Origin of the sequence: Fusobacterium sp. (genome assembly GCF_019012925.1) — a bacterium.
Taxonomy (GTDB): domain Bacteria; phylum Fusobacteriota; class Fusobacteriia; order Fusobacteriales; family Fusobacteriaceae; genus Fusobacterium_A.
In genome coordinates this window covers 1-10,422 of the sequence record NZ_JAGIRL010000027.1, presented here as the reverse complement: position 1 = coordinate 10,422, position 10,422 = coordinate 1, and the positions used below count along the sequence as shown (strand labels likewise).

The following is a 10,422-nucleotide window of genomic DNA, read 5'->3' as shown; positions in this document are numbered from 1 at the left end:
TTGGTCAGAGCACTCGGCTCATAACCGAGTGGTCGCTGGTTCGACTCCAGCTGGATCCACCACTGCCCCGTTCGTTCAGTGGTAAGGACATCAGATTTTCACTCTGGAAACAGGGGTTCGATTCCCCTACGGGGTACCATTTTAAATAAGTGTTTCTAAGGCTGGAAGGCTATCCTAATTGGTAAGGAACCGGTCTTGAAAACCGGCGCCGCAAGGCTTCAGAGTTCGAATCTCTGGTCTTCCGCCATAAAGTATGCCCAGATAGCTCAGTCGGTAGAGCAGGGGACTGAAAATCCCCGTGTCGGTGGTTCGATTCCGCCTCTGGGCACCACTTAAGAAATGGTCTCATAGCTCAGTTGGGAGAGCACCTGCCTTACAAGCAGGGGGTCACAGGTTCAAGTCCTGTTGAGACCACCATTTTTTTTATGGGGGTGTAGCTCAGTTGGTTAGAGCGCATGCCTGTCACGCATGAGGTCGCGAGTTCGACCCTCGTCACTCCCGCCATTTATTCAAAAGATATATATTGAGGAAAGAAGGATATACTGAGGTATGTCTATTTTTATTTTCAGAGGAGGATTAAAAAATGTCGACTATAATGAATATAATTTGGCTTTTCTTAGGAGGATTAGTATTGTCTTTTGAGTGGATAATAGCAGGTGTACTATGTATTATCTTTATAATAACAATCCCTTTTGCTAGAGGTTGCTTTGAGATGGCAGGTTCTTGTCTTACTCCATTTGGAAAAAGAGTTGTCTTAAAAAGTAGCTTTGGAGAGCCAGCAAGACCAATAACAGCTTTCTTATGGATAGTATTTGCAGGAATATGGTTAGCGATTTCACACTTAGTAATAGGGTTTGCACAATGTTGTACAATAATTGGTATACCATTAGGAATACAGAATTTTAAATTAGTACAAGTAGCTTTTAACCCATATAAATATACGTTGAAATAATTTATAGTGTTAAACTAGGGGTTTAGTTTATATAAAAATTAAAAGAAGAGGAGTATGGATAAATGACTCCTCTTTTTTCTATCTAATTATAGAAAAAAATGATATAATGTTAATGTAAAAGTTGAAGATAGGAGTAGAGATTCAGAGATGGTAATAAAAGAGAGCTTAGTAGTAAACGCTAATGAAGATGATAAGGGAAAAAGAATAGATAAGTTTTTAAATGAGTTAATAGAGGATGCTACAAGATCCTATATTCAAAAAATTATAGATAATGGACTTGTAGAGATTCAAGGAAAAAAGGTCACAAAGAGTGGAAATAAGCTAAAAGGAAAAGAGGTTATAACTGTTAACATACCTGAAGATGAGGTGTTAGATCTGATTCCAGAGGATATCCCATTAGATATTATCTATGAGGATAGTGATATTGTAGTTATAAATAAGAGTCCTAACTTAGTTGTTCACCCAGCTCATGGAAATTATTCAGGAACTTTAGTAAATGCACTTTTATACCATGTAAAAGATCTTTCTACAATAAATGGGGTAATCAGACCTGGTATAGTCCACAGATTGGATAAAGATACAAGTGGAGTAATAGTAGTGGCTAAGAATGATGAGGCTCATGGAAGATTGTCAGAGATGTTTAAAGAAAAAACATTGGAAAAAACCTATGTTTGTATAGTAAAAGGGATATTTAAAGAGAAGAGTGGAAGGATAGAAACTCTAATTGGTAGAGATCCAAGAGATAGAAAGAAGATGGCTGTAGTTCAAGAGAATGGGAAAAATGCCATATCTAATTATGAAGTATTAGATGAGAGTAAGAATCACTCTCTAGTAAGAGTTAGGATAGAGACAGGAAGAACACATCAAATAAGAGTTCATATGAAGTATCTAAACCACCCAATATTAGGAGATAGTACATATGGAAATGAGAGTGAAGGGATAAAAAGACAGATGCTACATGCATATAGCTTAAACTTTACTCATCCTACAAAAAATACTAAGATGTTGGCAGTGGCAGATTTACCAGAGGACTTTAAAAGAGCTACAAAGCACGTTGGATTAGATATTTCTAAGATAGAAAGTGAGAAAAGAGATGGAGAATAATTTACTTTATCAATTTGATTTAGAAAAGGGAAAAGAGATAATTGGTGTAGATGAAGCTGGGCGTGGACCATTAGCTGGACCAGTTGTAGCAGCAGCAGTAAAGTTAAAAAGCTATTCAGAGGAGTTACAAGAGATAAATGACTCAAAAAAATTAACTGAGAAAAAAAGAGAGAGACTTTTTGATAAGATAATGGAGAGCTTTGAGGTTGGAGTTGGAATAGCAACACCTCAAGAGATAGATGAGATAAACATACTTAATGCCACTTTTTTAGCTATGAGAAGAGCTATAGAGGAGCTAAAAAATAAAGTTGGGGCAGATGATATATTGATACTTGTTGATGGAAATTTCAAAATTAGAGAGTATGAGGGGAAGCAGGAAGCTGTAATAAAAGGAGATGCCAAAAGTTTAGCTATAGCAGCAGCTTCAATAATAGCCAAAGTAACCAGAGATAGAATCTTAGTGAACGAAGCAGAAAAATATCCTGAATATAACTTTGAAAAGCATAAGGGATATGGAACAAAAGCTCATAGAGAGGTTTTAGTAAAACTTGGCCCTACTCCAATTCATAGAAAAAGTTTTTTAAAGAAAATACTTGGAACAGATGAAAACAACTAAAGAGATTGGGGATATCTATGAAAAAAAAGCAGAGAATATTTTACTTTCACATGGATATCAGATCTTGGAAAAAAATTATAGGGTCAAGGGTGGAGAGATAGATATAATAGCTGAAAAAGATGGGACTATTGTATTTGTTGAAGTAAAGTATAGAAGTAATCTGAAGTTTGGCTATGGTATAGAAGCGGTAGATTTAAGAAAAATTAGAAGAATTTATAGAGCAGCTAAAATTTATTTAACATTGAATAGAGAGTGTTCCAGTAGAGTTAGATTTGATTGTATAAGTTTTTTGAAGAAAAAAATAACTTGGACAAAGGATATAGCGTGGGGTGATGAAATTGGATTTTAGATGTATGAAGTGTGGTAGTGAGAGATACCAAGTAAAAACTACTGTTATCCCAGAGAAAAACCCAGGATTAAAATTGGAGATAGGAACTTACTATCTAAAAACTTGCCTTGATTGTGGATATACAGAGATATATTCAGCTAAGATAGTAAATTTGGAGAAAGATGATAAGAAAAAAGTTTGTCCAGAGTATTAAAGAGTTGATTTTTTCTCAGAGATGTCCAATTTGTTTAAGATCAAATAGTGATTCTCACTACATCTGTTTTGAGTGTTATAGAGATTTAAAGAGAAAGGGTAGTCTAAAGAACATAGAAAACTATTACTACCTTTATTATTATGATGAGAGCATAAAGAGATTAATAGCTGATTTTAAGTTAAAAAATAGAAAAAGTTTGGGAAAAGAGATAGCACTTTTAATGAAAAAACCACTGAACTCTCTTATAGGTGAAAAAAATGTAGATATTGTCTTACCAGTACCAATAAGTAAGGCAAGAGAGAGGGAGAGAGGCTTTAATCAGGTTGAAGAGTTATTAGAAGAGTGTGAGATCTCATATGAAAAGGTGTATAGAGAGAAAAATACTGAACATATGTATAAGTTTTTAAATGAAGAAAAGAGAAAAGAAAATATATATAAAGCATTTCAAAATAAGGGATTAGATTTGAATGGAAAAACTATACTGATAGTAGATGATATTGTAACTACTGGAAGTACAATTAAAGAGATGATAAAAGAGTTAACTAAGAAGAGTACTCCAAAACAGATATATATTTTTTCTTTTGCAGTTTCAAAAATTTTTAAACCATAGAGTAGAGAAGTAAGGAGTAAAAATGGAGTTATATGTAGACAATAAAAAAATGGAGCTAAAACAGAAACGGTTTAAAAGTTTTGGTAGAATGGTAAGTGAGATAAATAAACAGTTAACATTAGACAATAAGGTTCCATATAAATTCTATGTGAATGGAGAAAAATTAAGAGATAATACAATTATAAATCTAAAGGATTTAAAATTGGTAGAGGTAATAACAAAGACAGAGGGAGAGATGCTACTAGACTCAATAATGAGAGCTAAAGAGCAGATAGATCTATTTTTTGAAGTATTTGACGAAGATGATTCTGATAAAAAAGTAGCAATAGAGATCAGTGAGATAGAGATAATTGAGAGAGGAATATTTTTAAGATGGTTCTATAATTTACTGTTACTTATGAAGTCAAGTGGAGATTTGGACTTTGTGTACAGTGATTTTGATGATTATATAAATGATTTTGAACAGGAGATGCAGGAAGCTGAGAAAGCTTATGATGCTCAAGACTATGAAACTTTTGTTGAGATGTTGGAATTTTCTATCGGAGATCTGTTAAAGGATTTTTATGAAAATGCCGAAAATTACTATATGGATATTATAGATGAGCAAAATCGTAAAAGATTGCCCAATTAAGAGTTAGTAAGTGATCAATGTAATATTTGAAAATTGACAATTACTATGATAATATTTAGAATGAGAATAATATAATAAATTGCACATGGAGGTAAAATCATGAGAACAAATGTAATCGCTGGAAACTGGAAAATGAATAAAACAAATGCAGAAGCAGTAGAGATGCTTACTGAATTAAAAGGATTAGTAAAAGATGTAGAGGGAGTAAAAGTAGTAATTGGAGCTCCATTTACAGCTCTATCAGATGCTGTAAAAGCTGTTGAAGGAAGTAATGTTGAGATAGCAGCAGAAAACGTATATCCTAAATCATCAGGAGCTTATACTGGAGAGGTTTCACCTTTAATGTTAAAAGCAATAGGTGTAAAATATGTAATATTAGGACACTCAGAGAGAAGAGAGTACTTCTGTGAATCAAATGAATTTATAAATGAAAAGGTAAAAGCTGTACTTGCTGCAGGAATGACACCTATCCTATGTATAGGAGAGAAATTAGAAGATAGAGAAGCTGGAAGAACAGCACAAGTAAATGAAACTCAAATCAGAGAGGGATTAAAAGATATAACTGCTGAAGAAGCTAAAAATATAATCGTAGCTTATGAGCCAGTTTGGGCAATAGGAACAGGAAAAACTGCTACTCCAGAGATGGCACAAGAGACTCATAAAGAGATAAGAGAAGTATTAAGATCTATGTTTGGTGCAGTTGCAGATGAGATGGTAATTCAATATGGTGGATCAATGAAACCTGAAAATGCAGTAGAATTATTAGCTCAAGCTGATATCGATGGTGGATTAATAGGAGGAGCTTCTTTAGAGGCAGCTTCATTTGCTAAGATAGTTTTAGCTGCTAAATAGTAGGAAGTAGGAGGAGTAAAAAATAATGAAAAAACCAGTAATGTTAATGATACTAGATGGTTGGGGAATAAATAAGCACCCAGAGCAAAAAAATGCTATAGTTGCTGCTAACCCTGAGAATTTCTATAATTTAATGAAAGAGTATCCTCATTCAGAATTACAAGCTTCTGGAGAGGCAGTAGGACTACCTGAAGGACAGATGGGTAACTCAGAAGTTGGACACTTAAACATAGGATCAGGAAGAGTAATATATCAACCATTAGTAGAGATTTCAAAAGATATAAGAGAGGGAACAATATATAATAACCCTGTTTTAAAAGAGGCTTTTGAATATGCAGTAAAAAATGGTAAAACAGTTCATTTTGGTGGATTGTTATCAAATGGTGGAGTACACTCTCACATAGAGCATCTATATGGACTTTTAGCTATGGCTAAAAAATATGGAGTAAAAGCATATGTACATGCATTTTTAGATGGAAGAGATACTGCTCCAAAATCTGCAGAAGGATTTATAAAAGAGTTAGAAGCAAAAATGTCAGAGATTGGAGAGGGTAAAATAGCTACTCTTTCAGGAAGATATTATGCTATGGATAGAGATAAAAACTGGGATAGAGTAAAACTTGCTTATGATGCAATAGTTTTAGGAGAGGGAAATAAAGCTGAATCTGCTGTACAAGCTATAGAGGCATCATATGCTGAAGGAAAAACTGATGAGTTTGTTGTTCCAACAGTAGTAGATTCTCAAGGATTAGTTAAAAAAGGAGATGTGTTTATAAACTTCAACTTTAGACCAGACAGAGCTAGAGAGATAACAAGAGCATTGAATGATAAAGATTTTACTGGATTTGAGAGAGAGTATATGGATATAAAATACTACTGTATGCGTCAATATGATGCTACAATAGATGCTCCAGTAATATATGGAGAAAAGGAGATAACTAATACTTTTGGTGAAATCTTATCAAAGGCTGGATTAAAACAATTAAGAACTGCTGAAACTGAAAAATATGCTCACGTAACTTTCTTCTTCAACGGTGGAAAAGAGGAGCAATTTGCAGGTGAGGATAGAAAATTAGTGGCTTCTCCAAAGGTAGCAACTTATGATTTACAACCTGAGATGTCAGCTTGTGGAGTAACAGAGGGACTTATGGAAGCTCTAGATTCTGGAGAGTATGATGTAATAGTAGTTAACTATGCTAACCCAGATATGGTAGGACATACAGGAGTATTTGATGCTGCTGTTGCCGCTGTAAAGAAAATAGATAGATGTGTAGGAAAAGTATCTAAAAAAGTTTTAGAGCTTGGAGGAACACTATTAATTACAGCTGACCATGGAAACGTAGAGTTAATGGAAGATCCAGAAACACACATTCCATTTACAGCTCACACAACAAACAATGTACCATTTATTCTAGTTTCTGATAAATATAAAAACTGTAAATTAGAAGATGGAAAACTATGTGATATAGCTCCAACTATGTTAGAGATACTTGGACTAGCTAAACCAGAAGAGATGAATGGAAAATCTTTATTAGTAAAATAGTAAAAAACTGTTAAATTAAAAAATCAGATAAAGGGAAAATCTTACTTTCAATCACCAGTATTTATACAAAGTTCATTAGAGTAATTTTTTCCCTTTTCTTTTTAGAAAAGATAAAAAAAACTTTATATTTTTTAAAATATATGGTATAATGAGAAGGATTTATAAAATGTAGCTATATTTTTATTGACTTTTTGAAAATAAATGATTATAATATTCAAGTTATAATAATATTAAAATAAAATAAAAAAATTAGGAAGGAGGGTAAAATGCCTACTTTAAGTCAATTAGTAAAAAATGGTAGAGATACTCTATCTGAAAAGAAAAAATCACCAGCATTACAAGGAAACCCACAAAGAAGAGGAGTTTGTGTAAGAGTTTATACTACTACACCTAAGAAGCCTAACTCAGCTTTAAGAAAGGTTGCCAGAGTAAAATTAACTAATGGAATCGAAGTTACTTGTTACATTCCTGGAGAGGGACACAACTTACAAGAGCACTCAATCGTACTTGTAAGAGGAGGAAGAACAAAAGACTTACCAGGGGTTAGATATAAAGTTATAAGAGGAGCTTTAGATACAGCTGGAGTTGCTAAGAGAAAACAATCAAGATCTAAATATGGAGCTAAAAAAGCGTAATTATAGGGAGGTGAACAGTTAAAAATGTCAAGAAGAAGAGCAGCAGTAAAAAGAGATGTACTACCTGATTCTAGATATTCTGATAAGGTGGTAACTAAAGTTATCAACTCAATAATGTTAGATGGTAAAAAAGCAATAGCAGAAGGAATATTCTATTCAGCTATGGATTTAATAAAAGAGAAAACTGGTCAAGAGGGGTACGATGTATTTAAACAAGCTTTAGAAAACATCAAACCACAAATCGAAGTTAGATCAAGAAGAATCGGAGGAGCTACTTACCAAGTTCCAGTAGAAGTTAAAGCAGATAGACAACAAACTTTAGCTATCAGATGGTTAACTCTTTATACAAGACAAAGAAAAGAGTATGGTATGATCGAGAAGTTAGCAGCAGAATTAATCGCAGCAGCTAACAACGAGGGAGCTACTATTAAGAAGAAAGAAGATACATATAAAATGGCAGAAGCTAACAGAGCTTTCGCACACTATAAAATCTAATTATTCTGTATAGGACAATTATTTCGTTTTAAAAAATTCGAGGAGGAAATTTTTAATGGCTAGGAAAGTTTCATTAGATATGACTAGAAACGTTGGAATCATGGCTCATATCGACGCAGGAAAAACTACTACTACTGAAAGAATCCTATTCTATACAGGAGTAGAGCACAAACTTGGAGAGGTTCACGAAGGTGGAGCTACAATGGACTGGATGGAGCAAGAGCAAGAAAGAGGTATAACAATTACTTCAGCTGCTACAACTTGTTTCTGGAGAGAGCATAGAATAAATATAATAGACACACCAGGACACGTGGACTTTACAGTAGAGGTTGAAAGATCTCTAAGAGTTCTAGACGGTGCTGTTGCAGTATTCTCAGCAGTTGATGGAGTACAACCTCAATCAGAAACTGTTTGGAGACAAGCTGACAAATATAGAGTACCAAGAATCGCATTTTTCAACAAAATGGATAGAATTGGTGCTGACTTCAGCATGTGTGTAAACGATATTAAAGAAAAATTAGGTGCAAACCCTGTACCTATTCAATTACCAATCGGAGCAGAAGATAACTTCGAAGGAGTAATCGACTTAATAAAAATGCAAGAAGTAGTATGGCCAGTTGACTCAGACAACGGACAAAACTATGAAATAAAAGAGATCAGAGCTGAATTATCAGAGAAAGCTGAAGAATTAAGACAACACATGTTAGAGTCAATAGTTGAAACTAGCGATGAGTTAATGGAAAAATTCTTTGGTGGAGAAGAGATCAGCGAAGATGAGATCAGAGTTGCTTTAAGAAAAGCTACAATAGACAACGTAATCGTTCCAGTAACTTGTGGAACTGCGTTCAAAAACAAAGGAGTTCAAGCACTATTAAACGCTATAGTTGATTATATGCCAGCTCCTACAGACGTTGCAATGGTAAAAGGAACTGATATGAAAGATCCTACTATCGAAATAGATAGAGAGATGTCAGATGAGGCTCCATTTGCAGCATTAGCATTCAAAGTAATGACTGACCCATTTGTTGGAAAATTAACATTCTTCAGAGTTTACTCTGGAATAGTAGAAAAAGGATCATATGTTCTAAACTCTACAAAAGGTAAAAAAGAGAGAATGGGAAGAATTCTTCAAATGCACGCTAACAAAAGAGAAGAGATCGACGCAGTTTACTGTGGAGATATCGCAGCAGCAGTAGGATTAAAAGAGACTACTACTGGAGATACTCTTTGTGCTGAAGATGCACCAATCGTTCTTGAGAAAATGGAATTCCCAGAGCCAGTTATCTCTGTTGCAGTTGAGCCAAAAACAAAAGCTGACCAAGAGAAAATGGGAATCGCTTTATCAAAACTAGCTGAGGAAGACCCTACTTTCAAAGTTAAGACAGATGAAGAAACAGGACAAACAATAATTTCAGGAATGGGAGAACTTCACCTTGAAATTATCGTAGATAGAATGAAGAGAGAATTCAAAGTTGAATCTACAGTTGGAAAACCTCAAGTTGCTTACAGAGAAACTATACTTGGAACAACTGACCAAGAAGTTAAATATGCTAAGCAATCAGGAGGAAGAGGACAATACGGACACGTTAAAATTATCCTTGAACCAAATCCTGGAAAAGAGTTTGAATTTGTTAACAAAATCACTGGAGGAGTTATTCCTAGAGAGTATATTCCAGCAGTAGAAAAAGGATGTAAAGAAGCTCTAGAAAGTGGAGTTGTAGCTGGATATCCTGTAGTTGACGTAAAAGTAACTCTTTATGATGGATCTTACCACGAAGTTGACTCATCAGAGATGGCGTTTAAAGTAGCAGGATCAATGGCTGTTAAACAAGCTGCTGCTAAATCTAACCCAATAATCCTTGAGCCAGTATTCAAAGTAGAAGTAACTACTCCAGAAGAGTACATGGGAGATATCATAGGAGACTTAAACTCTAGAAGAGGAATGATCAGTGGAATGATCGATAGAAACGGAGCTAAAATAATTTCTGCTAAAGTACCTTTATCAGAGATGTTTGGATATGCAACTGACTTAAGATCTAAATCTCAAGGAAGAGCAAACTATGCAATGGAATTTGCTGAGTATACACAAGTACCAGCTTCTATCCAAAAAGCTATTCAAGAACAAAGAGGAAAATAATAATCTTTGTTAAAATAAAAATTAAAAAGGTTGGTGAGAAATCACCAACCAAAACTAATAAATAAAAAATTAGGAGGAGAATTTAAATGGCTAAAGAAAAATTCGAAAGAAGCAAACCGCACGTTAACATTGGAACAATTGGACACGTTGACCACGGAAAAACTACTACAACAGCAGCTATCTCTAAAGTACTAGCAGACTTAGGACTAGCTCAAAGAGTTGACTTTGAAAACATCGACGTAGCACCAGAAGAGAGAGAAAGAGGAATAACTATCAACACAGCTCACATAGAGTATGAAACAGCA

13 protein-coding genes and 5 tRNA genes are annotated in these 10,422 nt (G+C 34.4%); all 18 read left to right on the top strand.

Annotated elements, in window-relative coordinates:
- Window positions 1-64 precede the first annotated feature (64 nt).
- Window positions 65-139: transfer RNA gene (locus QZ286_RS05260), tRNA-Glu, on the top strand.
- Window positions 140-163: 24 nt separating this feature from the next.
- Window positions 164-247 (top strand) — tRNA-Ser (locus tag QZ286_RS05255).
- 8 nt (window positions 248-255) lie between these two features.
- Window positions 256-331 (top strand) — tRNA-Phe (locus QZ286_RS05250).
- A gap of 10 nt (window positions 332-341) precedes the next feature.
- Window positions 342-417, top strand: a tRNA-Val gene (locus QZ286_RS05245).
- A 10-nt stretch (window positions 418-427) separates the two neighbouring features.
- A tRNA-Asp gene (locus QZ286_RS05240) sits at window positions 428-504 on the top strand.
- 79 nt (window positions 505-583) lie between these two features.
- On the top strand, window positions 584-952 hold the full coding sequence (locus QZ286_RS05235; protein WP_291255926.1) for a YccF domain-containing protein: 369 nt from the start codon (window positions 584-586) through the stop codon (window positions 950-952).
- A 147-nt stretch (window positions 953-1,099) separates the two neighbouring features.
- Window positions 1,100-2,056, top strand: coding sequence for an RluA family pseudouridine synthase (locus tag QZ286_RS05230; RefSeq protein WP_291255925.1), 957 nt, complete (start codon window positions 1,100-1,102; stop codon window positions 2,054-2,056).
- A complete protein-coding gene (locus QZ286_RS05225; RefSeq protein ID WP_291255924.1) occupies window positions 2,046-2,672 on the top strand; it encodes a ribonuclease HII in 627 nt (208 codons plus the stop codon). Before QZ286_RS05230 ends, QZ286_RS05225 begins: the two co-directional genes overlap by 11 nt.
- Window positions 2,659-3,021, top strand: coding sequence for a YraN family protein (locus tag QZ286_RS05220; RefSeq protein ID WP_291255923.1), 363 nt, complete (start codon window positions 2,659-2,661; stop codon window positions 3,019-3,021). The genes QZ286_RS05225 and QZ286_RS05220 overlap by 14 nt, the downstream gene beginning before the upstream one ends.
- A complete protein-coding gene (locus QZ286_RS05215) occupies window positions 3,005-3,214 on the top strand; it encodes a zinc ribbon domain-containing protein (RefSeq protein WP_291255922.1) in 210 nt (69 codons plus the stop codon). The genes QZ286_RS05220 and QZ286_RS05215 overlap by 17 nt, the downstream gene beginning before the upstream one ends.
- Window positions 3,183-3,824 (top strand): ComF family protein, encoded by a 642-nt coding sequence (locus QZ286_RS05210; RefSeq protein WP_291255921.1) that lies wholly within the window; start codon window positions 3,183-3,185, stop codon window positions 3,822-3,824. Before QZ286_RS05215 ends, QZ286_RS05210 begins: the two co-directional genes overlap by 32 nt.
- A gap of 22 nt (window positions 3,825-3,846) precedes the next feature.
- Entirely contained in the window at window positions 3,847-4,455 is a 609-nt protein-coding gene (locus tag QZ286_RS05205) for a chemotaxis protein (RefSeq protein ID WP_291255920.1), read from the top strand.
- A 99-nt stretch (window positions 4,456-4,554) separates the two neighbouring features.
- Entirely contained in the window at window positions 4,555-5,307 is a 753-nt protein-coding gene (gene tpiA, locus QZ286_RS05200) for a triose-phosphate isomerase (protein WP_291255919.1), read from the top strand.
- Window positions 5,308-5,332: 25 nt separating this feature from the next.
- Window positions 5,333-6,850 (top strand): 2,3-bisphosphoglycerate-independent phosphoglycerate mutase, encoded by a 1,518-nt coding sequence (gene gpmI, locus QZ286_RS05195; protein ID WP_291255918.1) that lies wholly within the window; start codon window positions 5,333-5,335, stop codon window positions 6,848-6,850.
- A 266-nt stretch (window positions 6,851-7,116) separates the two neighbouring features.
- A complete protein-coding gene (gene rpsL / locus QZ286_RS05190) occupies window positions 7,117-7,485 on the top strand; it encodes a 30S ribosomal protein S12 (protein ID WP_005883285.1) in 369 nt (122 codons plus the stop codon).
- 24 nt (window positions 7,486-7,509) lie between these two features.
- Window positions 7,510-7,980, top strand: a complete 471-nt coding sequence (rpsG, locus tag QZ286_RS05185; protein ID WP_005883286.1) for a 30S ribosomal protein S7 — start codon at window positions 7,510-7,512, stop codon at window positions 7,978-7,980.
- Window positions 7,981-8,035: 55 nt separating this feature from the next.
- Window positions 8,036-10,117, top strand: a complete 2,082-nt coding sequence (gene fusA, locus QZ286_RS05180) for an elongation factor G (RefSeq protein WP_291255917.1) — start codon at window positions 8,036-8,038, stop codon at window positions 10,115-10,117.
- 86 nt (window positions 10,118-10,203) lie between these two features.
- Window positions 10,204-10,422 (top strand): GTP-binding protein (locus tag QZ286_RS05175; RefSeq protein ID WP_291254972.1); only part of this gene is annotated, 219 nt, incomplete at its 3' end.

Bases quoted from the DNA above. Each gene is read 5' to 3' on its own strand.
- QZ286_RS05205 (WP_291255920.1), top strand. From the start codon at position 3,847: ATGGAGTTATATGTAGACAATAAAAAAATGGAGCTAAAACAGAAACGG.
- rpsG (WP_005883286.1), top strand. From the start codon at position 7,510: ATGTCAAGAAGAAGAGCAGCAGTAAAAAGAGATGTACTACCTGATTCT.
- rpsL (WP_005883285.1), top strand. From the start codon at position 7,117: ATGCCTACTTTAAGTCAATTAGTAAAAAATGGTAGAGATACTCTATCT.
- gpmI (WP_291255918.1), top strand. From the start codon at position 5,333: ATGAAAAAACCAGTAATGTTAATGATACTAGATGGTTGGGGAATAAAT.
- QZ286_RS05225 (WP_291255924.1), top strand. From the start codon at position 2,046: ATGGAGAATAATTTACTTTATCAATTTGATTTAGAAAAGGGAAAAGAG.
- QZ286_RS05220 (WP_291255923.1), top strand. From the start codon at position 2,659: ATGAAAACAACTAAAGAGATTGGGGATATCTATGAAAAAAAAGCAGAG.
- fusA (WP_291255917.1), top strand. From the start codon at position 8,036: ATGGCTAGGAAAGTTTCATTAGATATGACTAGAAACGTTGGAATCATG.
- QZ286_RS05210 (WP_291255921.1), top strand. From the start codon at position 3,183: ATGATAAGAAAAAAGTTTGTCCAGAGTATTAAAGAGTTGATTTTTTCT.
- QZ286_RS05235 (WP_291255926.1), top strand. From the start codon at position 584: ATGTCGACTATAATGAATATAATTTGGCTTTTCTTAGGAGGATTAGTA.
- QZ286_RS05230 (WP_291255925.1), top strand. From the start codon at position 1,100: ATGGTAATAAAAGAGAGCTTAGTAGTAAACGCTAATGAAGATGATAAG.
- tpiA (WP_291255919.1), top strand. From the start codon at position 4,555: ATGAGAACAAATGTAATCGCTGGAAACTGGAAAATGAATAAAACAAAT.
- QZ286_RS05215 (WP_291255922.1), top strand. From the start codon at position 3,005: ATGAAATTGGATTTTAGATGTATGAAGTGTGGTAGTGAGAGATACCAA.